The 24,753-nt window shown below is 50.2% G+C and carries 17 protein-coding genes and 1 tRNA gene; 9 read left to right on the top strand and 9 right to left on the bottom strand.

Features of this window, described 5'->3' with window-relative positions; translation table 11 throughout:
* Nucleotides 1-5 precede the first annotated feature (5 nt).
* Nucleotides 6-968: a DMT family transporter gene (locus A0G03_RS06295; RefSeq protein ID WP_048258692.1), complete on the top strand. Its 963-nt coding sequence runs from the start codon at nt 6-8 to the stop codon at nt 966-968.
* 261 nt (nt 969-1,229) lie between these two features.
* On the top strand, nt 1,230-2,402 hold the full coding sequence (gene cgtA / locus A0G03_RS06290) for an Obg family GTPase CgtA (RefSeq protein ID WP_048258693.1): 1,173 nt from the start codon (nt 1,230-1,232) through the stop codon (nt 2,400-2,402).
* Nucleotides 2,403-2,472: 70 nt separating this feature from the next.
* Here cgtA and dacB read toward each other — a convergent pair whose 3' ends face one another.
* Complete coding sequence (gene dacB / locus A0G03_RS06285; protein WP_048258694.1) at nt 2,473-3,906, bottom strand: serine-type D-Ala-D-Ala carboxypeptidase; 1,434 nt, start codon at nt 3,904-3,906, stop codon at nt 2,473-2,475.
* 268 nt (nt 3,907-4,174) lie between these two features.
* On the opposite strand from dacB, the gene greA reads away from it, so the two are divergent.
* Complete coding sequence (greA, locus tag A0G03_RS06280; protein ID WP_048258695.1) at nt 4,175-4,654, top strand: transcription elongation factor GreA; 480 nt, start codon at nt 4,175-4,177, stop codon at nt 4,652-4,654.
* 128 nt (nt 4,655-4,782) lie between these two features.
* Here greA and yhbY read toward each other — a convergent pair whose 3' ends face one another.
* Complete coding sequence (yhbY, locus tag A0G03_RS06275) at nt 4,783-5,076, bottom strand: ribosome assembly RNA-binding protein YhbY (RefSeq protein WP_048258696.1); 294 nt, start codon at nt 5,074-5,076, stop codon at nt 4,783-4,785.
* A gap of 143 nt (nt 5,077-5,219) precedes the next feature.
* On the opposite strand from yhbY, the gene rlmE reads away from it, so the two are divergent.
* The 6 genes from rlmE to A0G03_RS06240 all read left to right on the top strand — a co-directional run bounded on the left by rlmE (nt 5,220) and on the right by A0G03_RS06240 (nt 10,835).
* Complete coding sequence (gene rlmE, locus A0G03_RS06270; protein ID WP_048258697.1) at nt 5,220-5,849, top strand: 23S rRNA (uridine(2552)-2'-O)-methyltransferase RlmE; 630 nt, start codon at nt 5,220-5,222, stop codon at nt 5,847-5,849.
* 56 nt (nt 5,850-5,905) lie between these two features.
* Nucleotides 5,906-7,846, top strand: coding sequence for an ATP-dependent zinc metalloprotease FtsH (gene ftsH / locus A0G03_RS06265; protein WP_048258698.1), 1,941 nt, complete (start codon nt 5,906-5,908; stop codon nt 7,844-7,846).
* A gap of 118 nt (nt 7,847-7,964) precedes the next feature.
* Nucleotides 7,965-8,798 (top strand): dihydropteroate synthase, encoded by an 834-nt coding sequence (gene folP / locus A0G03_RS06260; protein ID WP_048258699.1) that lies wholly within the window; start codon nt 7,965-7,967, stop codon nt 8,796-8,798.
* Nucleotides 8,799-8,805: 7 nt separating this feature from the next.
* A complete protein-coding gene (gene glmM / locus A0G03_RS06255) occupies nt 8,806-10,143 on the top strand; it encodes a phosphoglucosamine mutase (RefSeq protein ID WP_048258700.1) in 1,338 nt (445 codons plus the stop codon).
* A 248-nt stretch (nt 10,144-10,391) separates the two neighbouring features.
* Complete coding sequence (gene secG, locus A0G03_RS06245) at nt 10,392-10,724, top strand: preprotein translocase subunit SecG (RefSeq protein WP_048258701.1); 333 nt, start codon at nt 10,392-10,394, stop codon at nt 10,722-10,724.
* A gap of 24 nt (nt 10,725-10,748) precedes the next feature.
* Nucleotides 10,749-10,835 (top strand) — tRNA-Leu (locus A0G03_RS06240).
* 60 nt (nt 10,836-10,895) lie between these two features.
* Here the strand turns inward: A0G03_RS06240 and A0G03_RS06235 are convergent.
* From A0G03_RS06235 to A0G03_RS06205, 7 genes are all read right to left on the bottom strand, one after another.
* Nucleotides 10,896-11,912: an NADP-dependent oxidoreductase gene (locus A0G03_RS06235; protein WP_048258702.1), complete on the bottom strand. Its 1,017-nt coding sequence runs from the start codon at nt 11,910-11,912 to the stop codon at nt 10,896-10,898.
* 52 nt (nt 11,913-11,964) lie between these two features.
* Complete coding sequence (locus A0G03_RS06230; protein ID WP_048258703.1) at nt 11,965-12,591, bottom strand: hypothetical protein; 627 nt, start codon at nt 12,589-12,591, stop codon at nt 11,965-11,967.
* Between the two features lie 64 nt (nt 12,592-12,655).
* Nucleotides 12,656-16,726 (bottom strand): non-ribosomal peptide synthetase, encoded by a 4,071-nt coding sequence (locus A0G03_RS06225; RefSeq protein WP_048258704.1) that lies wholly within the window; start codon nt 16,724-16,726, stop codon nt 12,656-12,658.
* 78 nt (nt 16,727-16,804) lie between these two features.
* Entirely contained in the window at nt 16,805-22,309 is a 5,505-nt protein-coding gene (locus A0G03_RS06220; RefSeq protein WP_048258705.1) for a type I polyketide synthase, read from the bottom strand.
* Between the two features lie 139 nt (nt 22,310-22,448).
* Nucleotides 22,449-22,721 carry a hypothetical protein gene (locus tag A0G03_RS06215; RefSeq protein ID WP_223250552.1) on the bottom strand — a complete coding sequence of 91 codons (273 nt, stop codon included), beginning with the start codon at nt 22,719-22,721 and terminating at the stop codon, nt 22,449-22,451.
* A 224-nt stretch (nt 22,722-22,945) separates the two neighbouring features.
* Entirely contained in the window at nt 22,946-23,218 is a 273-nt protein-coding gene (locus tag A0G03_RS06210; protein WP_048258707.1) for a phosphopantetheine-binding protein, read from the bottom strand.
* A gap of 10 nt (nt 23,219-23,228) precedes the next feature.
* Complete coding sequence (locus A0G03_RS06205) at nt 23,229-24,740, bottom strand: amino acid adenylation domain-containing protein (RefSeq protein WP_048258708.1); 1,512 nt, start codon at nt 24,738-24,740, stop codon at nt 23,229-23,231.
* Nucleotides 24,741-24,753: the final 13 nt, after the last annotated feature.

The following is a 24,753-nucleotide window of genomic DNA, read 5'->3' as shown; positions in this document are numbered from 1 at the left end:
TAAGTATGAATACTAAACAACAGACGGGTATCGGTCTTTGTCTGGCGCTTACCACGGCTGTTTGCTGGGGGGCGTTGCCGATAGCTATGAAACAGGTTCTGGTGGTTATGGAACCTTATACGATTGTTTGGTATCGCTTTCTTATCGCGTCGATTGGACTCGGTATTATTCTGTCATCCCGTAAGAAGTTACCGCCAATGCGAGTTTTCCGTCATCGGCGTTGGTGGGTTCTGTTGCTGATTGCGACGGCGGGGCTATTAGCCAATTTTGTTTTCTTTAGCTCATCTCTGCAATATCTGAGTCCGACTGCGTCTCAGGTTATTGGACAGCTTTCCCCGGTTGGTATGATGTTCGCCAGCGTACTTATCCTGAAGGAAAAGATGCGTGGTACGCAGATCATTGGTGCAATTATGCTGATCTGTGGTCTGATTCTATTTTTTAACACCAGCCTGATTGAGATTTTTACCCGTCTAACAGACTACACGCTGGGTGTGCTGCTTGGCATTTGCGCCTCGGCAGTATGGGTATCCTATGGTGTGGCACAGAAAGTCCTGTTACGGCGTCTGACATCGCAGCAGATTCTGTTTCTGCTCTATGTTCTGTGTGTGGTCTTTATTACGCCTTTTGCCAAACCTGACGTTATTCTCCAGCTCAGCGGGTGGCAGCTTATCTGCCTACTATTCTGCGGTGCGAATACATTGATTGGGTATGGCGCGTTAGCGGAGGCGATGGCTCGCTGGCAAGCGTCACAAGTTAGCGCGGTTATTACGTTGACGCCGCTGTTTACACTGTTGTTTTCTGATTTACTTGCGTTGGGGTGGCCGAGCTTTTTCGCTGCGCCAGTGCTGAACTGGATTGGCTATGTTGGCGCGTTTGTCGTCGTTGCTGGCGCTATGTTCTCCGCTATCGGACATCGTTTCCTTCCCGGAAAAAAAGAACCAGTTCCACCGTTGATGGCGCAAAAGTAGATTAAGAAAAGCGTATTGCGGTAGGTCACCTGCCATCTTTTGACATTCTGCATGCGTTGTTTATTTTTAATACAGATGAAATTATTGGAGCAGGCAGGTACAATCCTGCTCCTTTGCTGGAATGCGTTCTGGTGCGTCATTTTTTTAATGGTGAGTAGAAATACGCTACATGCCGTAAAATCAAAACGTTACGCCAAAGAGAACCAATAACAAGCCTAAAACACGTAGATATTCTCTATTGGTTTTTTGCGGAGAGAATCAATGAAGTTTGTAGATGAAGCCACAATTCTCATTGTGGCGGGCGATGGTGGTAACGGTTGTATCAGCTTTCGCCGTGAAAAATATATTCCCAACGGTGGCCCAGACGGCGGTGATGGTGGTGACGGCGGTGACGTTTATCTGCTGGCAGACGAAAACCTGAACACGTTGATCGACTACCGTTTTGAGAAATCTTTCCGCGCTGAGCGTGGACAAAACGGGCAAAGCCGTGATTGTACGGGCAAGCGCGGTAAAGATATTACGATTAAAGTTCCTGTTGGGACTCGTGTTCTTGATCAGGGAACCGGCGAAGTACTGGGTGATATGACACGCCACCAACAGAGCCTGATGGTCGGGAAAGGCGGCTGGCATGGCTTGGGGAACTCGCGTTTTAAATCATCCGTCAACCGTGCCCCCCGTCAGAAAACCAACGGTACAAAGGGCGAAGAACGTGAACTGACGCTGGAGCTGTTGCTGCTTGCCGACGTGGGAATGCTCGGCCTGCCTAATGCCGGTAAATCGACCTTTATCCGTGCAGTATCAGCGGCGAAGCCGAAAGTGGCCGATTATCCGTTTACCACACTGGTACCTAGCCTTGGCGTGGTCCGTATGGATAGCGAGCAGAGCTTTGTTGTGGCGGATATCCCTGGTTTGATCGAAGGCGCATCCGAAGGTGCAGGGCTGGGTATTCGTTTCCTGAAGCACCTTGAACGCTGCCGTGTGTTGCTGCATTTGGTGGATCTGGCTCCGATCGATGAGTCAGACCCGATTGAAAATGCCAAGATTATTATCAACGAGTTAGAGCAGTATGGCGCTGGTTTGGCAGACAAACCGCGTTGGCTGGTTTTCAACAAGGTTGACTTGATCGATAAGGCTGAAGCAGAAAAACGTGCCAAAGATATTGCGGCTGCGCTTGGCTGGGATAATAAATACTATCTGATTTCTGCGGCAAACCGTGAAGGTGTCACCCCACTTTGCTGGGACGTGATGAACTTCCTGAATGCCAATCCGAAAATAACAGCGATTGCTGAAAGTGCACCGGAAAAAGTTGAATTCATGTGGGATGATTATCACCGTGAACAGCTGGCTGAAGTAGAAAAAGAAGCCGAAGAAGAGTGGGATGATGATTGGGACGATGAAGATGATGAAGGCGTTGAGATTATCTATCAAAAGTAATCCATTCTTCAGCTAGTCAATTCTCGCCTATCGCGGCCTTACCCTGTCAGGGTAAGGCCGTATTTTTATGCTAGTTGCTCTGATAAATATCTTTGTAGAGACGGCTTTCAAATCTCACCAGAGGGACGCGACGTTCTCGCTGGTCTTCTGGTGGTACGGCATAGCCGGACAGGAACTGAACGAAGGCCATGCGCTGGCCGCTTGCGGTGGTAATGAAGCCCGCCAGATTGTATACGCCCTGTAACGCCCCTGTCTTAGCCGAGACTTTGCCATCTACGCCAGCTTCGTGCAGGCCGCCACGATAACGCAGCGTACCGTCATAACCGGCAAGTGGGAGCATCGTGATGTAATTCAGCTCATTATCATGCTGCGCGATGTACTGTAATACCTGCATCATCGTTTCCGGTGAAATCAGGTTGTGTCGTGATAGGCCTGAGCCATCGACAACAATACTGTTTCCTAAATCCACACCCGCTTTCTGACGCAGAATCTGGCGCACTGCGTCGGCACCAGCACGCCATGTTCCCGGTATGCTAAAGCGTTCATGCCCGATAGTACGAAAAACCGTATCGGCAATCATATTGTCCGATTTTTTTAGCATGATAGTGAGTAGGTCGTGTAGTGGAGCTGATTGCGTCTGGGCCAGCACGCTTCCCGCTGGACCGGGCTGAGTCTGGCGACGAAGGCTGCCTTTAATGCGGATATCCGCCTGCTGGAGTTCATCTTTAACGATAGCGCCAGCATAGCTGGCTCCATCCTGAATCGCGAACGCCAGCGGAAGTGGTTCTGTGCGCTGAGTCAGGCAGCCAGTGAGCGTAAAGCGGTTCAATTCTCCAGGGACCACGTCCAGTTCGCAGTACTGGGCATCAGGGGAGCCTTTAGCCAGCGTGCGTACCTCGCTGAACATCTGCACTGGATAATAGGATGCAACGCGGATAAATGCGTTATCACCCGCTTTAGGTGCGCTGTAGAGTGAGACGGAAAAGCAGTTACGATCGACAATCGCTGCACCCGGCGGTGCGCTGAAACACTGTGTCATATCGTTCCAGGGCCAACCCGGTGCTTTATCATGGCTGGCAAAAACGGAAGTATCGATCAGCACATCGCCTGCGATTTCCCGTATTCCTCGTTTCCTTAATTCCTGCACCATATTCCGTATTTGTTGGCGCTTCAGGGTTGGGTCGCCGCCAAACCGTACGATCAGGTTGCCGTTCAGAATACCGCTGGTTACGGGGCCATGGCTCTCCATCGTGGTGATGAATCGATAATCTGGACCCAGTTGCAGTAATGCTGCTAATGCGGTTATCACCTTTTGCGTACTGGCAGGTAGCGCCATTTGCTGGCTATTGAAGGCCATGCTGGGTGTTGTCGCGCCAACTTTTTGTACCAATAACGCCAAATTGGCGCCATCAGGCAAATATTGACGATGATCTTCAACAGAAGCTGCATTGGCATGCAGAACAAAAGCGCAGGCAAGTCCGGTAACAATCGATGAAAAACGCATAATCTCAGCTAAGAACGGGGTAACGTGTGGTCATACTACGGCGCAATAAGGTCTAAAGTAAACGATGACCCTCATTGAACTCTGGGGTAAAATACGTATCAAAATGCAAAACCGCTACTAGCCTGGAAATTTTGTTCCGGGGCTGGTTGCTTTTGTTTTATGTCCAGTGAGGACTGGGACGTTGCAGAGACTCCGTCGCCTTTGATTTTTAGCGCGTCAGGATGACGATTATTTGAGTCTTACGGACTTTTTTAGAGGTATAGACAATATGAAACAATTTCCGATGACGTTGCGTGGCGCTGAAAAATTGCGCGAAGAGCTTGACCACCTGAAATCTGTACGCCGACCTGAAATTATTACGGCGATTGCCGAAGCACGTGAGCACGGCGATCTGAAAGAAAATGCAGAATATCATGCTGCACGCGAGCAGCAGGGCTTCTGTGAAGGGCGAATTCAAGACATTGAAGCCAAACTGTCTAACGCTCAGGTTATCGATGTCACGAAAATGGCCGCTAACAACGGGCGCGTCATTTTTGGTGCAACCGTGAAGGTGATGAATCTCGATAATGATGAAGAGCAAACCTACCGGATTGTTGGCGATGACGAAGCGGATTTTAAGCAGAATCTGATTTCTGTTAACTCTCCGATCGCGCGTGGTCTGATCGGCAAAGAACAAGATGACGTTGTGGTTATTCGTACACCGGGCGGCGATGTGGAATACGAAGTACTGAAGGTCGAATATCTATAAATTTTGCCGAATTGTTGATTTAAACAGCAAAAATTGTAAAGAAAAGAAAAAGGCCGCTTGCGGCCTTTTCTCTAACCGAGAGGCATGGCACCTTTCCGTTAAAACCGAGTATCCTGAAATAAAAAGTGTTATCGTGGTAACACAATTTTACGTTCTTTCGCAGGACGGTAGAGCACCAACGTATGGCCGATGACCTGGACGTTAGCGGCACTCGTTTCACGAACAATCGCTTCAACAATCAAGGCTTTGGTTTCACGATCTTCTGTCGCTACTTTTATCTTGATCAGTTCGTGATGCGATAATGCTTGTTCGATCTCAGCCAGAACACCTTCGGTGAGACCGTTATTGCCTAGCATGACAACCGGTTTTAGCGGATGTGCCAAGCCTTTCAGGTGTTGTTTTTGTTTATTACTTAGGTTCATTGTCTTTTTTACTTAGGTTGGGATTGAAAACGGTTCATTCTACCGCCATCTCATGATTATAACCAATTTGACTGTTCTGATTGGTAATATGTGAGAAGTTTCTCCCCACCACGAGCGTGTTACTGAGAATAGTTGGAAAATCGATGGCGAATAAAAAGCGTTCTGCAAGCTCCAGTCGCTGGTTGCAGGAACACTTTAGCGATAAATATGTGCTGCAGGCCCAGAAAAAAGGGCTGCGCTCACGTGCTTGGTTTAAACTTGACGAAATACAGCAGAGCGACAAACTGTTTAAACTTGGGATGACGGTTGTAGATTTAGGCGCTGCACCTGGCGGCTGGTCACAGTATGTGGTCACGCAAATTGGTGGAAATGGTCGAATTATCGCGTGTGATATTTTACCGATGGATCCGATTGTTGGCGTCGATTTCCTGCAAGGGGACTTTCGTGATGAACTGGTCCTCAAAGCCTTGCTCGAAAGGGTTGGCGATAGCAAAGTTCAGGTGGTGATGTCTGACATGGCCCCTAACATGAGTGGTACACCAGCCGTTGATATTCCGAAGTCGATGTATCTGGTTGAATTAGCACTTGGTATGTGTCGGGATGTATTAGCGCCAGGCGGAAGTTTCCTGGTGAAAGTGTTTCAGGGAGAAGGCTTTGATGAATACCTGCGGGAAATTCGCTCCCTGTTTACGAAGGTGAAAATTCGTAAACCAGACGCCTCACGTGCCCGGTCTCGTGAAGTGTATATTGTAGCGACAGGGCGCAAACTGTAGTACCCTAACGCTGTTTTTTAACACAGTTGTAATATGAGGTTAATCCCTTGAGTGACATGGCGAAAAACCTAATTCTCTGGTTAGTCATCGCAGTTGTGCTGATGTCTGTTTTCCAGAGCTTTGGGCCCAGCGAGTCGAATGGCCGTAGGGTGGATTATTCAACCTTCTTGACTGAAGTGAATCAGGATCAGGTCCGTGAAGCACGTATTAACGGGCGTGAGATCAGTGTTATCAAAAAAGACAGCAACAGATACACGACTTACATTCCTGTCAATGACCCCAAGCTACTGGATAACCTGCTAACGAAGAACGTGAAAGTTGTTGGTGAGCCACCGGAAGAGCCGAGCCTGTTGGCTTCTATCTTTATTTCCTGGTTCCCGATGCTGTTACTGATTGGCGTCTGGATCTTCTTCATGCGTCAAATGCAAGGCGGCGGCGGTAAAGGTGCCATGTCTTTCGGCAAGAGCAAAGCGCGTATGTTGACTGAAGATCAGATCAAGACGACGTTTGCTGATGTAGCCGGTTGCGACGAGGCGAAGGAAGAGGTTAGCGAGCTGGTCGAGTACCTGCGTGAACCTAGCCGTTTCCAGAAGCTGGGTGGTAAAATTCCATCAGGCATTTTGATGGTCGGCCCGCCGGGAACGGGTAAAACGCTGCTGGCGAAAGCCATCGCTGGTGAAGCGAAAGTGCCTTTCTTTACGATTTCCGGTTCTGACTTCGTTGAAATGTTTGTGGGTGTCGGTGCTTCACGTGTTCGTGACATGTTCGAACAAGCGAAGAAAGCTGCACCTTGTATCATCTTCATCGATGAAATCGACGCCGTTGGCCGTCAGCGTGGCGCAGGTTTAGGCGGTGGTCACGATGAACGTGAACAAACGCTGAACCAAATGCTGGTTGAGATGGACGGCTTTGAAGGCAACGAAGGCATCATTGTTATTGCGGCTACCAACCGTCCAGATGTTCTTGACCCAGCATTGCTGCGTCCAGGCCGTTTTGACCGTCAGGTTGTTGTTGGGCTGCCGGATGTTCGCGGTCGTGAACAAATTCTGAAAGTTCACATGCGTCGCGTCCCCTTGTCTCCAGATATCGATGCGTCAGTGATCGCTCGCGGTACACCAGGCTTCTCTGGTGCAGATTTGGCTAACCTGGTTAACGAAGCTGCATTGTTCTCCGCTCGTGGTAACAAGCGTGTAGTTTCGATGGTCGAGTTCGAGAAAGCGAAAGACAAAATCATGATGGGTGCAGAGCGCCGCTCCATGGTAATGACTGAAAAGCAGAAAGAATCGACGGCGTATCATGAAGCGGGGCACGCTATCATTGGTCGCTTGGTGCCGGAGCACGACCCTGTCCATAAAGTGACGATCATTCCGCGTGGTCGCGCACTCGGTGTGACGTTCTTCCTGCCTGAAGGTGACGCAATCAGTGCTAGCCGTCAGAAGCTGGAAAGCCAGATCTCTACGCTGTACGGAGGTCGACTGGCCGAAGAAATTATTTACGGTGTGGAACATGTCTCTACTGGTGCGTCCAATGACATCAAAGTTGCAACGTCTATCGCGCGTAACATGGTGACGCAGTGGGGCTTCTCTGACAAATTGGGTCCATTGCTCTATGCGGAAGAAGAGGGTGAGGTATTCCTCGGTCGCTCCGTAGCAAAAGCCAAGCACATGTCAGACGAAACGGCACGCATCATCGATCAGGAAGTGAAATCTCTGGTTGAGCGCAACTATGTGCGTGCTCGCGAACTGCTGATGGCAAATATGGACATCCTTCATTCAATGAAAGACGCGTTGATGAAGTATGAAACCATTGATGCACCGCAGATTGATGATCTGATGGGACGCAAGCAAGATGTACGTCCACCAGCTGGTTGGGAAGAGTCTCGCTCTGACAACGATTCTGGTAATAGCGGTGGTACACCTAAAGCGCCTACGCCAGTAGATGAGCCACAAACGCCTAATCCAGGTAACACAATGTCTGAGCAAGTGGACGACAAATAACTCGTCCGTAATAGACATCTGTAACGTTACGAAACCCCAGCTCAGGCTGGGGTTTTTTACTGGTCATGTTCTTCAAATCATATTTCATACTCACTACACCAGAATGCGGAGGTAAATCATGCAGCTGGTTGCCAGAGACTCAACCCTGGACCTTTCCTGCCCACACGTCATGGGCATTCTTAATGTTACGCCGGACTCTTTTTCCGATGGCGGTAAACACAACAAGCTCGATGCTGCATTACTGCACGTTCAGGAGATGATTACCGCTGGTGCGACTCTGATCGATATTGGCGGTGAATCGACGCGTCCTGGTGCGAGTGATGTGAGCACTGAGGAAGAACTGGATCGTGTGGTTCCCGTGATTGAAGCGATTGCTAAGCGCTTTGACGTATGGATCTCGGTCGATACCTCAAAGCCGGAAGTGATGACGGCGTCTGCGCTGGCAGGAGCGCATCTGATTAATGATATTCGCGCTTTGCAAGAGCCTGGTGCTCTGGAAGCTGCTGCAGCCACTGGTCTGCCAGTGTGCTTGATGCACATGCAGGGTATGCCGAGAACCATGCAGCACAAACCTCATTATGATGACCTGATGCAGGACATTGGGGATTTCTTACAACAGCAGATTGAACTCTGTGTGAACGCCAATATTCCGAAAAGTAAGCTATTGCTGGATCCTGGGTTTGGATTCGGTAAGAATCTTGCCCATAATTACGCGCTTCTGGCTCGCCTGAGTGAGTTACATCGTTTCGAGCTGCCGCTTTTGGTTGGCATGTCGAGGAAATCGATGATTGGACAGCTCCTCAATGTACCGCCTGCACAGCGTGTACATGGTAGCGTCGCCTGTGCAGTCATCGCGGCGATGCAGGGTGCACAGATTATTCGCGTTCACGATGTTAAAGAAACGGCTGATGCCATGCGCATTGTTGAGGCCACGCTTTCTGCGAAGGAATAAAAACAAGATGAGTAACCGCAAATATTTTGGTACCGATGGTATACGTGGCAAGGTTGGCGATACGCCGATTACACCTGACTTTGTGCTTAAACTGGGCTGGGCAGCAGGGAAAGTGCTAGCGCGACACGGTTCTCGTAAAATTATTATCGGCAAAGATACCCGTATTTCTGGCTATATGTTGGAGTCTGCGCTGGAAGCTGGGCTAGCCGCTGCCGGTTTGTCGGCTTCTTTTACCGGCCCAATGCCTACGCCTGCGGTTGCTTATCTCACGCGAACATTCCGCGCTGAAGCTGGCATCGTTATTTCTGCTTCTCACAATCCTTATTATGACAACGGTATTAAATTCTTCTCGATTGACGGCACCAAACTGCCTGATGACGTGGAAGAAGCCATTGAAGCTGAGATGGAAAAACCGCTAACGTGTGTTGAGTCCTCGGAGTTAGGTAAAGCTAGCCGGATTGTTGATGCCGCCGGACGCTATATCGAATTTTGTAAGGGGACTTTCCCGAGCGAGCTGAGCCTCAATGGCCTAAAGATTGTTGTCGATTGCGCCAATGGTGCCACCTATCATATCGCACCCAGCGTCTTGCGTGAGCTTGGTGCTAAAGTCATCGCGATTGGCTGTGAGCCGGATGGCATGAATATCAATGAAGAGTGCGGCGCAACGGACGTCAGACAGCTACAGGCTCGCGTGCTGGCTGAAAAGGCGGACGTGGGTTTGGCCTTTGACGGCGATGGCGATCGGCTCATCATGGTCGACCATTTGGGTAACAAGGTTGATGGCGATCAGATTCTGTACATCATTGCCCGCGAAGGCCTGCGTCAAGGGCAACTACGTGGCGGTGCGGTGGGTACGCTGATGAGTAATATGGGACTAGAGGTCGCGTTAAAGCAGCTCGGCATTCCGTTTGCTCGTGCCAAGGTGGGCGACCGCTATGTATTAGAAATGATGCAGTCAAAAGGTTGGCGTATTGGCGCGGAAAACTCCGGCCATGTCATCCTGCTAGATAAAACTACGACGGGTGACGGTGTGATTGCCGGTTTGCAAGTACTTACCGCGATCGTGAAAAACCATATGAGTCTGCATGACTTATGCAGTGGTATGAAGTTATTCCCACAGATCTTGGTTAACGTGCGGTTTACGGGTGAAAACGATCCGCTTGAAGACAACACTGTGCAGCAGATTACGCTGGATGTAGAAAAAGAGTTGGCCGGACGCGGACGCGTATTGCTGCGAAAATCTGGTACTGAACCACTCATTCGCGTAATGGTTGAAGGCGAACACGAAGAGACAGTGATCGCGCTGGCGAATCGTATTGCTGATGCGGTGAAAGCCGTCAGCTAAGGTTTTTTGATTCATCAATCAGGTAGATAAGGCTTTCGATGTGCACCTTGTGTCGAAAGCCGCTGTTTTTTTCTGCAATCAACCTGCGGTGACCAAATTACCCTTGCGTACGTTACATCCTTTGGTTAGTATTCAGACCCGCTTGATATGGGATGTCTCTACATCCTGCTTAGCGGAATGACACGCGGTTTACCGCCAGAATATAGCATCTCCATGAATCATGGAGAAAACGGTTAACGGGTACGACTATGTACGAAGCTCTATTAGTGATTTTCCTGTTAGTATCGATCGGGCTAGTTGCCTTGATCATGCTTCAGCAGGGTAAAGGTGCTGATATGGGAGCCTCGTTCGGAGCAGGTGCTTCTGCCACTTTGTTCGGTTCGAGCGGCTCTAGTAATTTCATGACCCGCATGACGGCGATACTGGCGACCCTGTTCTTCATTATCAGTCTTATTCTGGGCAACTTAAGTTCGCTGCAGAAAAAAGGCGGAGCATGGGATAACCTGAGCCAGCCAGAAAAAGTTGAACAGACGACAACGCCTGTTGCGCCTTCAACGCCGGCGAGTGACATTCCGAAGTAAGCGTTTTAAAGCAGTAATTGTGATGCCGTGGTGGTGGAATTGGTAGACACGCTACCTTGAGGTGGTAGTGCCCGATTGGGCTTACGGGTTCAAGTCCCGTCCTCGGTACCAACATAAAAAATAGACGTCAATAGACGTCTATTTTTTTGTCTTTAATTTCTCATTTCAGCCTTACAGGCGTACCAGTTGCTTGCCAAAGTGTTTGCTATCTAATAAGTCGATAAAGGCCTGAGGCGCATTCTCTATTCCCTCAATAATATTCTCCCGATATTTCAATCGTCCTTTCTCAACGGCATCCAGTAGCCAAATATCGGCTTCCGCATAGTCTTTGAACCATTCGGTCACGATAAAAAAGCGGCTCAGCGGGGCATTAGGCAGAGAAGAGAAAAATGCTACCGGACTGGAGGCGTCAACGTTAGGATCTTGATTGTATTGTGCTGCACTGCCACAGACGGGAACGCGAGCGCCTTCGTTCAGTAATTTAGCGACAAATAGCGAAACCCGACCGCCAACGTTTTCAAAATAGATATCAATTCCATTGGGACAAGCGGCCTGCAAGGCGTGATTTAAGTCATCTTCTTTATAATTAATGCAGGCATCAAAGCCTAATGTCTCAACGACATAACGACACTTCTCTTCGCTGCCTGCCAGACCGACAACTCGGCATCCAGCCTGTTTACCTAACTGACCGACAGCGGATCCCACGCCTCCCGACGCAGCGGATACCACCAGTGTTTCTCCTGCTTTAGGTTTAGCAATTTTGTTCATGCCAAAATAGGCGGAGCGCCCAGGTGTTCCTACTGCGCCAAGAAAAATAGACGGTGAAAAGGTCGTTGGTGGCACTCGGTGGGTAATGAAATCCTGAGGCGTGCCGACATAGTATTTCTGCCAACCTGAAAAGGTGAACACGCAATCCCCAACCCGAAATTTGGGGTTTTTCGTGGCGACGACATAGCCTATCGTTTCGCCCTGAATGACCTCTCCCTCTTTGATTGAACTGACGTAGGCCGTGCTTTTATTGAGGCGAGGGCGCATGTACAAATCAATAGACAGCCATTTATTTTCAACCAGATACTCACCGGGCTGTAGCTCATTGATATCACGTTCTTCCAATCTGAAATTGTCTAGCTGTGCAGGGCCATCAGGATGGCGATTCAGCACAACCAATTTGTTTTCTAACGGACTCATAATATTCCCTATATTCATCGTTCATTATGTTATGCATGGCTGGATGACCAATTCAGGCAGCGTTATCGTGTGTATGTGAAGACCAGCGATACGTTGGCCATTTGAAACTGAAGATCACCAGCAGTAACGTAAGCGGCCATCCGCTAATGAGGACAAGCGTATCCATCGGTAATTCTGGCTGGCGGGAGAGGGTGTAGATGATGATGGCTTTCACCAGATAAACCAGAATCCAGACGAGAGCTACCTCGTTCCAGACTTTGACGTACAGCGGCGAGCCATAGACGGGCAGCGTCTTGAGTTTTGGTGTGGCCTGTTCCGCCAATGTCCGTATCACGGGACGTCCCTTGATGCTGTAAGCGCTAAAGATAATGACGGTAGAAATTGCGCCGCTGACCGATAAAAAGACGCTCTCCTGCCTGATATCAAACAGCATGACCCCTTCCAAATAGAGATAGTGGCTAAGCCCTGAGACCAGGATGAGGGCGATGATTGGCAGAGTCCCTTCCCAACGGCTGAAATATTGCAGCGCACCAGAATAGATGGCTGTAATTAACAGAGCAACGCCAGCACCCCCCTGCCAAAATGCGATGTTGTAAATAACGACCGGTATGATTATGGTCAGAAGGGCATCGCGTGATACCAGATATCGCCAAACGGTTAATGACGGGGGATGGCTCATTTTTTCTCCTCGCTTACGTAATAAAACCGCCGTTCTACCCTTGAAGGCGTAGACGGCGGACGTGTTATCGCAATACGTTCTTTAGCTGTTCGGCTATGCGGGAAATATGCGGTGCATTCATCATCGAGATATGATCGCCGGAAGCCGGCAGTACCGTCAGGCATCCTGCCGTGAGACGACGCCACCCTAGCCCTGACTCTGGCAGGCGGGTACGACCCGGTAAGATATCTTCCGCCTCGACGACCAGTACATCTCCCGGATAGGGTTGACCACGATAAGCTTCTGTCGCGTAGATATGGGCTTGCAGGATGTTGATAAAGTCCTGAAATTCCGCCAGCCCAATCGACTCAGGAACTAATCCCACGCGTTTAAATTCAGCCAGAAAACGCGCTGTTCGCTGCTCGTTGCTTATGTCTGAAAGTGACTGCTCTGAAAGATCGAAAGATGCGCCAGTAAATAAGGCGACTTTCTGCGCAAAGTACGACAGACGCTCGGCCTCGTTCATATCTGCGGATCCGTCGATGTTGATCTCTGGCGCAGGCTGGTCCAGCACTAATACGGTGGGTTTTATGCCTTTTTCCGCGAGCTGTTGCGCCATTTCAAACGCGATAGTTGCGCCGAGAGACCATCCTCCGAGCACCAGACGGGAGTGATGAATAACGTCGCCAGCCTGTGAAAGATAGAAAGCGGCAAGCGTTTTGATATCGGCGTTATAAGGTTGGTTAACGCTGAAATCGGGTACTTGAATGCCGTAGATTGGATAGCTCCCGCCCAATTCACGCGCCAACGCGGAATAACACAGCACGTTACCGCCCGCAGGGTGGATCAGAAGCAAAGTAGATTTATCTTCAGGCTGCCCAACATTGATCGTCACCCTTGCTGTTTGAGTCTGGGATCCTTTTTCTCCAATAACGCGGGCCAACTGGGAAATGCTGCTGTTTTCAAACAGCTGTCCCAAAGACAAGGATGTCCCAAAATGCTGATTAACGCTGAGGATGAGTTTTAACGCGCTGAGAGAATTCCCGCCAAGCGTGAAGAAGCTCTCCTGCGTATCAACGGTATCGTTTTGTAAAATATCGCGATAAATCTCATGTAGATCGTGCTCGTGCTGATTTTCCGGGGCATGGAACGAGACATTTTTTTCCATCGAAGGTATCGGTAACGCGGCATAATTTATCTTGCCGCTGGCCGTTAATGGCATCGCATCTAGCCACACCCAACGTTCGGGATGCATATAGTCCGGCAGCTTGTTGTGCAGTGCTATTTTTACTGCGGCCTGATTGGGTTCAGTAATGCCGCACAGATACGCGGTTAGGACTGCATCCCCGTGTGGCAGCGTATTTTGTTTAATGGCAACGTGAGTCGCATTAGCGACCTGCTGTAATGCCTGCTCGATCTCCGCCAGTTCGACACGGTAGCCACGTACTTTAACCTGGCGATCCAAGCGTCCCATAAACTCAAGGTTGCCATCAGGCAGGAAGCGGCCTTTGTCACCGCTGCGATAAAGCCGTTCGCCCTCAAGGTAAGGATGAGGAATAAAACGTGCGTCATTCTGCTCCGGCAGGCCGATGTATCCTTCCGCGACATGTGAACCACCCAGATAAATTTCTCCCGGCAATCCGTTTGGAACCAACTTCTGATAAGGATCGAGCAGCAGCACATGGCTATCGGATAAGGGTTTACCGATGGGTAAATAGTCACCCGAAAAGGCACTGAGGTCGTCTGGTACTGGGTAGGTAGTGACGCCGACGGTGCACTCGGTTGGGCCATAATGATTGAGGATGCGACAAGGCGATCGGAACTCACGTACGCGCGTGATGAGGGACAGAGGGACGCGTTCTCCGCCGATAATCAACAGGCTATGCGGCAATAACGCTTCGGCTTGCGATGAAGTCAATAACGTCGCTAAATGCGATGGCGTAATTTTTATGCAATCCACCGGATAGTGCGCCAGATAGGCGAATAGTTCCTGTGGGGAACGGAGTAATTCAGTCGTGATCACGTCCAACTGACCTTGATGGATCAGCGCGGGAAATAACACCGTGTGTGCCAAATCGGTTGTGAAGGATGAAAACATGCCGTAGCGAGCATCTGGCGGCAGGTTGAGTACCGGCTGAATGGCTTGGCAATAGTGGCTTAACTGCGAATGTTTGACCCGTACACCCTTTGGTTTCCCTGTGCTGCCCGAGGTATAAATGATGTAAGCAGGGCCATCGATAACCGCCTGTGGGTTACTGTCTGGCATCATGCTGCGGTTTTGTTTTACGTAGAGGCAGGGGAGCATTTCACCGGGCACTTTTTCGTCGATGATGACACAGCGGGCGGCGGCGTTTTGCAGTATGAACTCAATCTGCTGAGTGGGGAGGTCCATATCGACTGGAACATAGCATCCGCCAGCTTTTAACACAGCCAGAATCGCGACGACGTAATATTCGCTTTTAGGCATAAAGATCGCGACGCACTCACCATGAGAGACCCCGTCTTTCTGTAGCTGATGAGCTAGCTGGTTGGCCCGTTCATTGAGCTGAGCATAGGTAAGCGTGCGCCCTTCACAGCGAACCGCGATGGCATCCGGCTTTTGTTGTGCCTGTTGTTCAAACTGCGAATGAACCGCAGGCGGGGGCGTGTTCACTGTCGAGTGGCATTGCGCGATTGTTGCGCTGCGTTCTTCGTCGCCTAACAGTGAGATATCCCGCACGGTTAACTGCGGTTGGGTGATTAAGGTTTCAAGAAGGGTTCGCAGATCGTTCAGCATGCGCTGGATGGTAGCGCTGGAAAATAGCGCGCTGCTGTAGTTCATCGTGAATAGCAGGCCGTCGCTATCTTTGTCTTCCTCTACCCATAAATTCAGATCCAGCTTGGCAGTGCCGTAATCCACTTTTAACGGCTTATATTTGAATCCGCCATGGCTGCTGTGAAAATGAGGAAAGACCTGATAGGTCAATATAGCCTGGAAGATCGGGTTGATCTGGGGATTACGCACATAGGTAATCTCGTCCAGAATATAATTGAACGGCACATCCTGATGCCTCATGGTTTCTTCGCATTCGGTGCGTGCGCCCTCAATCAGGGAGGCGATACTGGCATCAGGATCGATATCAAAACGTAATGGCAGGGTATTCATGAATAGCCCCATCATGTTTTGCGTGACGGGCAGATTCCGGTTGGCAAACGGCGCCCCGATGATAATTTCCTGCTGTCCGCTGTATTTATGCAGTAGGAGTTGGTAAGCCGTGAGGATAACGTGGAATTGCGTTGCCTGATGCTGCGCTGCACAGGTTTGTAAACGCTGGCAGAAGGACGCATCAAAGAACTGGCTGGCTATTTTCCCAGCCGTGCTCATTTTCGCAGGGCGAGGGTAGTCCATTGCCAGATCTAATTGCCCTGTGATGCCATCCAGTTTTTTCGTCCAGTAGGCAAGCCCGGTCTGGTATTCCCCTTCGGCATACCATCGATTTTCCGCCAGCGCGTAATCGGCGAACTGGAGCGTTTTTTCGATGGGTAATGTCCCCCCTTGCAACAGACGAAAGTAGTTTTCCATGAGCATCTTGAAAAACACATTGACCGTCCACCCGTCGGAAATGATGTGATGAAATGTCAGGAACAGGACATATTCATACCGATGGGTTTTGACCATATGGAGATAAACCAATGGGCCATTTTCCAGATCAAAAACAATTTTTCCTTTTGCCTTGGCCGTATCCGAGACATATTTTTCAATGTCTTCCTCGTTGAATGCTGAGATGTCGTCAAAGCTAAAAGTTGTGAAAGACATATCGTCAGCAATGCATTGGCACACGTCGTTATCGACCAGACGGAAGGTTGTACGCAGAATTTCATGTTGTTGCATTAGATAGTTGAGCGTTTGTTGTACTCGCGCCGGCTCCATGTCGTGTTCAATCCTGCATGCAAGAACATAGGGATTATTATAGACCTGGCTATCGTCAAGGTATTGGGCGAGCATCCAGATACTCTTCTGCGTACTGGTCATGGGGAAATGCGTTTTGCCGGGCGCGGCATGCGGAGTAATGGTTTTGCCTGATAGCGCGGCACCTGTTTTTTTCTTTTCTCTTGCCAGCTTTTTAATCTCATCCAAGCTGAGTGAGGTGAGTTTTCCAGTGGGAAGATGCGTCATTATCGAGTCTCATTTTATGGCATTCGGTTTTCACGTTAGCAGCCGCCTTCGGCGCTTATGCTGAAGGCGGCCGTTCCCTTATTCCTGCAATAAGGCTTCCAGCTCAGTGAGGATCAGCGTCGATAGCCCTTTCACTGTCTGGTTCTGATAAAACAGATCAACGCGAATATCGATTTCAAATATGCCGGAAACGGTGGAGACAACCTGTACTGCCAGCAGTGAATTCCCGCCGAGTTCAGTAAAGCTGTCGTTAACGCCGATACCCGAAATCCCCAGAATGGATTGCCAAACTTTGACGATCTCTTTCTCAATGTCATTTTCTGGCGCAATGTAATCCACAGAGAGTGCCGGTCTGGCGTAGCCTTCCGTTGCTTCGCTGTCTTGCAGGGTGAGTTCAGGCGTTTCCTGCTCAGGAATAGACTCATAAATGAGTTGTTCCAGATCGCTGGTAACGACCACTAATTGGTCAAATTCCAGGTGTGCGAGCTGGCGTTTTATCGCATCCAGACCTTCTGATAACAGAATGTCTTTATCTGCCAGATTCACTTTCACGGCAGCTGGAATCGCCACTGAGGCGCTTTCCTGCGTGCCGACCTGATTGCCCAGCGTCATCTTCATCAGCGTGTAATTTTCCAGCGTCAGCAGCCGAACGCCTGTCGCTGAAAGGAACGTGATATCCATGACGATGGCACTATCCTGCGGTTGATAGGCTTGCTTGAGCTTGACGTGGGCGTAACACTCTTTCTCCAGCGGAGATAGGAAGGCCATTTTCCCATAGCTGATTGGCAGGAAGTTCTCCTGGGTAATCAAGGCTATGCAAGATATGGCTGTTGCATCAATAAGTGCAGGATGGTACGGGTAGCGAGTAAGATCGTGCTCATATTCGCTCCCCAGCTCTTTATGTATCAGCCATTCGTTATGGCCCTGAACGATCTCGCGGTGGTTGTTCCAGCGCTGGCTGAACGACAGGAAACTCTCGCCCGTGTTGGCATTTCCCAGCTCGGTGATAAACGGCGAGTAGGCAATCTGCGTGGTGCAGCGCTGTCTGATCGCATCAATCGACAGTGGCGTGATGTCAGCCGCCTGAGCGCTGTGGCCAATGCCCCCGAATGCGTGTTCTTGCCATACCAGCTCAAGCACGCCTTGGCTCTTAAGGCTGAACTTATAATTTTTCCCCTCTGGCGTGATGAACAGTCTCATCTGTCGTGGCCAGTCATCGGTGTAAATAATAGGCTTGGTCAGCATCAGATTTTTGACCTGAAGGCTTTCCTGTGGCTTAACGTGCGTAATGAACTCATGCAGCAGCGATAAGATCGTCGCGCCAACCAGCGATGCTTGACCTGCAAGGCGGTGTTCATCAATAACCCAGTCCTGCTGCACAGCGAGATTGACCTGATAGCTTTCCTGCATACCTTCGCGTTCGACGAGGGTAAGCAGGTCACCTTTGGTTTCTTCAACTGCGGGTAGCTTGCTGTGTTTCTTCTCTTGCAACTGCTTGCTCCAGCGAGCTGCCATCCCCACATCACCCCATTGTCCCCAGTTCAGCGAGACGGTGCGTCCACGGCGACGCTGGTTGCGATAATGGGCAAAGGCGTCCATAAAGGCATTGCCTGAGCAGTAATCGATGCGGGCTTCATCACCCACAATGGCGGTAATGGAGGAGAACAGAACAAAGAAGTCAGGCTGCTTGTCTTGCAGAAGTTCATCCAGAATGAGCGAACCTGCGACCTTAGGATCAAGCACGCTGGCGCAATCGGCATCGCTTTTCAGCGGAATGATGCCCCCACCGGGCACACCTGCGGTATGGAACACGCCATCGATCTGTGGGAAGGCGGATAGCACGTCACGCATACCGCGATAGTTACTCACGTCTACCTGTGCCAGATGCACGTGGTTGCCACGCGCTTCCAGACGTAAAATGCTCGCCAGCTTTTCACTGATAGCATCATCGACAGGGTGCTGCTGGAGCCAGGTTTGCCATTCCTCACGAGGCGGCAGCTCGGTACGGTACGTCAGGATGATCGTTGCATTGCTTTGTTCGGACAGGTGATTGGCGACCAGTATTCCCAGGCCACCGAGACCGCCAGTGATGAGATAGACGCCGTCGTTTTTCAGTTCAGCCGGTAAGCCAATAGTGTCCTGCTTCAGATGCACGGCCTGGTAACTTTCTTCCCAGCGTTGATTTCCGCGGTAGGCCACCAGATTGCCATGTGTTGCAATATGGCTTTCTGCAATCAGCCACTGGGCAAGTTCATCTGGCTGAGCGGCATTCTGTTTTAGATCGACATCTACCAGATGGCACTGTACTTCGGGATATTCGTGATAGAACACACGCGAAGGCCCAACGAGCAGCGCATTTTCTGGTGAAGTGACGCGCTCGCCCATGACGCTGAATGTGTTGCTGGTGGCAAAGATCACATGCAGATCGTCCAGCAAATTCTCGTTCACCAGCGCCTGTTGGAGATAGAGGGCAGGGTAGAACGTATTCAACGGTGAGGAGAGATAGCTATGCTCAAGCGGCTGTGCCTGTTCTTCCGCCGTAAGATTCCATAAATACAGAATATGAGACGGTCGCAGCCCTTGTTCCGTCAGGCTTTTCAGTAGCCGGACATGATCGGCTCGCGCGGACGGATTGAGGGTATATCGCCCTTCGGAAAGCGTTTCTTGATACGCAGCTCCCGGGCTGATAACGAAGACCTTATGCCCGTCATTTTCCAGCAGTTGCTTCGCGTGTTCGGCGATGCCCAGCGTATCGGTCAGGAGCAGCCAGCAGGTGCTCTCAGCTTCAGCGTGTTTGCCCGCCATGTATTTTGCCGGAATAGTTTTCTTCCAGGTCGGCATATAGAACCAGTCACCGATATCGGCCTGTTTGCGCTTTTTAGCTTTAACGGATTGTTCACTCTGCGCATCATGGCTCGCTGACGACAGAGCAGGCAGGGCGAAGCGTTTGCGCTCGAAAGGATAGCCCGGCAGCGGGATGCGACGGCGGTGTTGTTCTGAATGATGCTGATGCCACGGAACGTCAACGCCGCTTGCCCACAGTGCGCCCAGCGTCGAGAGGATATGCTCGCCGGACAAAGCAACGTCTTTGGCCGTTGGCAGTGAGGCGTAAATCAAAGCACCGTCTTCTGCGCTGAAATGCTGCTTGGCGGATGATTCCAGTGAACGTCCCGGCCCGACTTCGAGAAACACGAAATCCTGATGCTCTTCAGCCATCAACGTTTTGAAAGCATGAGAAAACATCACTGGATTACGTACGTGACGCACCCAGTAGTCGCTGTTCTTCGCCAGTTCTTCAGTGACCCATTGCCCGTTAACGGTAGAAACAAACGGGATCTGCGGCGCATGCAGCGTGATGCTATCAATGACTTTTTTGAAGGCGGGCAGCATGGGTTCCATCATGTGCGAGTGGAAAGCATGCGAGGTATCCAGATGTTTGCAGAAGATATTCCCGTCTTCTAACTGCTGTTGGAAACGTGCGATATCACTTGAAGCACCAGCGATGACGCATAGTCCTGGGTAGTTAACTGCTGCAATTTCCAGCTTGGTGCCGTGAAGTTTTTCCTTCAGGCTTTCTTCATCGAGCAGGACGGCCAGCATATCTCCTGCCGGTAATGCCTGTACCATCTTGCCGCGCAGCGCCACGGCTTTCAGCGCATCTTCCAGTGAGAACACGCCGGACAGGCAGGCTGCCACGTATTCACCCACGCTGTGGCCAATCATGGCATCCGGCTGAATGCCCCACGACATCCACAGTTTTGCCAGACAGTACTCCACCACGAACAAAGACGGCTGGGTAAATTGGGTTTCATTGATGCGGGAAGCGGCGGTATCGTCGGTGTCTTGGAAGATAATCGACTTCAGGTTGACGTCCAGAATCGGTTCCAGATAGTCACAGCATTGATCCATGTTCTTGCGGAAGACGTCGTATGTGGCGTATAGCTCGCGCGCCATATTGATATATTGATTGCCTTGTCCTGGGAACATAAACACAACGGATTTTTGATTTTTCCCCTGTCGTGTCACCACCAGTGAAGGCTGATCCAATTTGGCCAGCAGCGAATCGCGATCCTTTCCAATAATGGCCGTGCTGTGTGAGAACCTTTGTCTTCCGACCTGTAGGGTGTAGGCGATATCCGCCAGATTGGCGTCGTCATGCGCACTGAGGTAATCGCGCAGGCGGCGTTTCATATCGTCCAGTGCCGTACGGCTTTTCGCGGAGAAAGGTAAAACCAGCAGACTATCGTCATGGGCATCACCCGCGTCTAACGGCGGTGCGGCTTCCAAAATGACGCAGGCATTGGTACCGCCAACGCCGAAAGAGTTCACCAGCGCACGATGCGGTGTTTCCGACGGTTCCAGCTCACTAAGTTCGGTATTCATGACAAACGGGCTGGTTTCAAACTCAATGTTAGGGTTTGGCGATTCGAAATGGAGCGAGGCGGGTAGCTTGCCCGTTTCCAGCGCCAGTGACGCTTTGATGAGGCTAGCCATGCCCGATGCCGCGTCCGTATGGCCGATATTGGTTTTTACCGAGCCCAGGCGGCAATACTGGGTTTTATCCGTGTATTCCTGAAACGTTTGTGTGAGCGAGGTGAATTCGATGGGATCGCCCAGCGCTGTCGCGGTACCGTGAGCTTCAACAAAATTGATTGTTGCGGGATCAAGCTGCGCATTCGCGATTGCCTGCTTGGCAACGGCGATTTGCCCGTGGATGCTCGGTGCGGTAAAGCCTGCTTTCAGGTTACCGTCGTTATTTACCGCGCCGCCTTTCAGCACGGCGTAAATATGATCGCCGTCGCGTACGGCGTCATTCAGGCGTTTCAGTAATACCACGCCTGCACCACGGCTGAACACCGTGCCATTGGCACGTGAGTCAAAGGCATAGCAGCGGCCATCTGCGGATTCCATGCCGCCTTGCATATAGGGGTAACCCCGGCGTTCTGGCGTATCCACGGAAACACCGCCAGCGACGATCAGATCGCTTTCCCCGTTCAGCAGGCTGTTCATGCCCATCACGACGGCGACCATCGCGGTTGAGCAGGCTGTCTGTACGTTAACACTCGGCCCTTTGAGGTTGAGTTTGTAAGACACCCGGGTCGTTACGTAATCTTTATCGTTGTTGGTGACGACCGATGCGCCGCTGGCGTATTTCTGTACTTCAGGATGGGCATTCACTTTACTTAAATGCCAGGCGGTTCCCGTTCCGCCAAATATGCCAACTTTGCCGGGGTAGGTGGTGGGCACATAGCCCGCATCTTCAAACGCGTGCCAGCAGCATTCCAGAAAGACACGATGCTGTGGATCCATAATTTCGGCATCACGAGGCGTAATATCAAAGAAATTAGCATCAAAGTGTTGTGCGTTACCCAGAATTCCCCGACGGCGAACATAGTTGGGTGAGGCGATCATCTCTTCTTCAATACCTGACTCCCTCAGTTCTTCTTCACTGAATGTGCTGATTGTCTCCACGCCGTCCAACAGGTTTTGCCAAAATATTGCGGTATCTTCTGCACCGGGAAAGCGGGCTGACATTCCTACAATGGCAATATCCTTATCGCGGAACTGTTCTTGCTGTTTCATTTCATTACCTCACCGTGAATATATTCGCCTCCTTTCACGGCGCAGGCCGTTAACCTTCCCTCTGCGAATGATATTCAGAGAAAGAAAGGTCGACGTCCTACGCCGTGAATATAGAAGGGACAGCTAAATTAAAAGTGAATTACTTTTTGCTACCTGCGATTTCAGCAGTAATCCGGCTGATAACGCTTTTCAGGCCGGATGCTGACGGGTGTTGCAATGATGCTTTGAGTGAAACTGGAATGGCTGGAATAGACTTCGTACGCCAGTATTTTTTGACGTTAGGAAGAATTTTCTGACCAATCGCATAGTAGTGAGCGGGTTTAGATGAGTTTTGGTGACTCAGAACAACATTAATTGCTGAGGCCACTTTTGCTTTTACTGCCGAAGCAGAGTTCAGTTGATTTGCAGACATGGTATTACCACCTATTATCAGTGAAATAAGAATGATGAAACACATTGCCCATTGCTGGGCGGTTATTCCCCCGGCTGATATACGCGTCATACTTCAAGTTGCATGTGTGTTGGCAGCGTTCAGTCACCCGAATTACTTACTTGAGTAAGTTCATCGGGATTCCTTCGCTTGCCGCCTGCCTGAAACTCGAGTTATTTAGAGTATAAATCCGCTTTTTGGCGTAATTACTTCTTGTTGCTTGATTTCCCAGCGTGTATTTCGCTAATACGCTTGCTTAGCATCTGTACCGTTGGGTATTGGAATAAATCAACAATAGAGATGGGTGACTCTATTTTATTTTTTATTTCTCGATAAACTTTGGACATCAGCAGGGAATTCCCTCCCGCATCGAAGAAGTTTTCTTGAATGGAAACCTTTGGATTGTTAAGTACAGTCCGCCAGATAGAAATAATATTTTTTTCTATTTCTGAAGGTAATATTGCTTTGTCATTTGACATTTTTTCACCATTAGTTATTTACGCAGGAACACAGTTTAGATTTATCAATTTTTCCATTGGGATGTGTTGGCATTTTTTCCAACGCAACGAAATGAGAGGGCACCATGAAAAAAGGCAACATTTTGGCAAGGTGCGCTTTTATCTCCTGGATATCGATGCTCTTTTGATGTCGTAATACATAAAACGCCGAGAGTGATGGCGCAGCGCTTTCCAGACGCCTTTCGAGAATAACGGCGGCATGGTTAATTTGTGGTAACGCCTGTAGGTGAGTTTCTATTTCTGCCAGCTCAATACGGTGCCCGCGCAATTTAACCTGACTGTCTATTCGGCCAATGAACTCCAGTACGCCGTCGGCACGCTGCTTAACCCAGTCACCCGTTTTATACATTTTTTGTCCAGCCTGGTGGCTGAATGGGTCATCCACAAATCGCTCCTGTGTCAGCTTTTCCGCATGCAGATAACCTTTTGCCAGAATATCCCCTGCCAGATAAAGCTCGCCGCTTTCCCCCAATTCGACAGGCTGTTGCGCTTCATCTAATACATAAGCGGCGGCATGAGGGATTGGCTTGCCAATTGGGGCGATTTTTTCCTCTGCCCCCGGTTGGCAGTGCCAATGGCAAGCAAATATTGTTGCTTCGGTCGGGCCGTAGAGGTTGTGGATTTTTCCCAGATATTGCTGGGAAAGATCGTTGACTAGGCTTTGATCGAGCGCTTCACCACCGGAAAAGATATGGCATAGCGAGGTGCAGCGAGATAGCACCTCCGCATCAGCAATGACACGCAGCGCCGTTGGCACAAACTGTGCGACGGTGACCTGATGACGGCACATAAATTCTGCCAGCAGCAGTGGATCGTACTTTGCGTCCTCGGTGATGACTGCACAGCTTGCGCCAGCGATCAGTGGCCAGAAAATTTCCCACACTGACACGTCAAAACTGAACGTAGACTGGTTAAGGACGGCGTCTTTGTGATGCAGGTCGAAAGCGTTTTGCATCCACGCCAAATAATTGACTACCGTTCGATGGCTGACCATGACGCCCTTTGGCGTTCCGGTTGAGCCGGAGGTGTACATCACATAGCAAAGGTGTTCTTCGCTGACCGTGGGAAGTGTTGGCGTTAGCTGAGAGGTCAGATCTATCTGGTTGATATCAACAATCTCACAACGGTCTGGCGTCAGCGTCAGCGCGTGTTCATCGTCAGTAATGACCAAATGCGCATCGGCATGATTGACCATATAATCCAGACGCTCATGCGGGTAGTACGGATCAAGCGGTAAATAACATGCACCGGTTTTCAATACGCCGAGCAGACTGACGATCAGATTCGGGCTTTTATTTAAATAGATACCGACAACATCCTCTGGCTTTACGCCCCGCTGCAACAGATCGCTCGCCAGCGCGTTTGCACGCTGATCTAATTGCCGGTAGGTCAACGTTTCTGTATCGCTTCTCAGGGCGATGGCGTCCGGCGTCTGATGCCGCTGCTGTTCAAATAAGGTATGGAGCACTCTTGCCGATGCCATGATCTGATCCTCT

The sequence above is a fragment of the Pectobacterium peruviense genome, from assembly GCF_002847345.1.
Classification (GTDB): domain Bacteria; phylum Pseudomonadota; class Gammaproteobacteria; order Enterobacterales; family Enterobacteriaceae; genus Pectobacterium; species Pectobacterium peruviense.
This window is presented reverse-complemented; position numbering and strand designations above follow the sequence as displayed.

Excerpts from the sequence above, each read along its gene's own strand:
- A0G03_RS06295 (WP_048258692.1), top strand. The coding sequence starts at position 6 with ATGAATACTAAACAACAGACGGGTATCGGTCTTTGTCTGGCGCTTACC.
- cgtA (WP_048258693.1), top strand. The coding sequence starts at position 1,230 with ATGAAGTTTGTAGATGAAGCCACAATTCTCATTGTGGCGGGCGATGGT.
- dacB (WP_048258694.1), bottom strand. The coding sequence starts at position 3,906 with ATGCGTTTTTCATCGATTGTTACCGGACTTGCCTGCGCTTTTGTTCTG.
- greA (WP_048258695.1), top strand. The coding sequence starts at position 4,175 with ATGAAACAATTTCCGATGACGTTGCGTGGCGCTGAAAAATTGCGCGAA.
- yhbY (WP_048258696.1), bottom strand. The coding sequence starts at position 5,076 with ATGAACCTAAGTAATAAACAAAAACAACACCTGAAAGGCTTGGCACAT.
- rlmE (WP_048258697.1), top strand. The coding sequence starts at position 5,220 with ATGGCGAATAAAAAGCGTTCTGCAAGCTCCAGTCGCTGGTTGCAGGAA.
- ftsH (WP_048258698.1), top strand. The coding sequence starts at position 5,906 with ATGGCGAAAAACCTAATTCTCTGGTTAGTCATCGCAGTTGTGCTGATG.
- folP (WP_048258699.1), top strand. The coding sequence starts at position 7,965 with ATGCAGCTGGTTGCCAGAGACTCAACCCTGGACCTTTCCTGCCCACAC.
- glmM (WP_048258700.1), top strand. The coding sequence starts at position 8,806 with ATGAGTAACCGCAAATATTTTGGTACCGATGGTATACGTGGCAAGGTT.
- secG (WP_048258701.1), top strand. The coding sequence starts at position 10,392 with ATGTACGAAGCTCTATTAGTGATTTTCCTGTTAGTATCGATCGGGCTA.
- A0G03_RS06235 (WP_048258702.1), bottom strand. The coding sequence starts at position 11,912 with ATGAGTCCGTTAGAAAACAAATTGGTTGTGCTGAATCGCCATCCTGAT.
- A0G03_RS06230 (WP_048258703.1), bottom strand. The coding sequence starts at position 12,591 with ATGAGCCATCCCCCGTCATTAACCGTTTGGCGATATCTGGTATCACGC.
- A0G03_RS06225 (WP_048258704.1), bottom strand. The coding sequence starts at position 16,726 with ATGACGCATCTTCCCACTGGAAAACTCACCTCACTCAGCTTGGATGAG.
- A0G03_RS06220 (WP_048258705.1), bottom strand. The coding sequence starts at position 22,309 with ATGAAACAGCAAGAACAGTTCCGCGATAAGGATATTGCCATTGTAGGA.
- A0G03_RS06215 (WP_223250552.1), bottom strand. The coding sequence starts at position 22,721 with ATGTCTGCAAATCAACTGAACTCTGCTTCGGCAGTAAAAGCAAAAGTG.
- A0G03_RS06210 (WP_048258707.1), bottom strand. The coding sequence starts at position 23,218 with ATGTCAAATGACAAAGCAATATTACCTTCAGAAATAGAAAAAAATATT.
- A0G03_RS06205 (WP_048258708.1), bottom strand. The coding sequence starts at position 24,740 with ATGGCATCGGCAAGAGTGCTCCATACCTTATTTGAACAGCAGCGGCAT.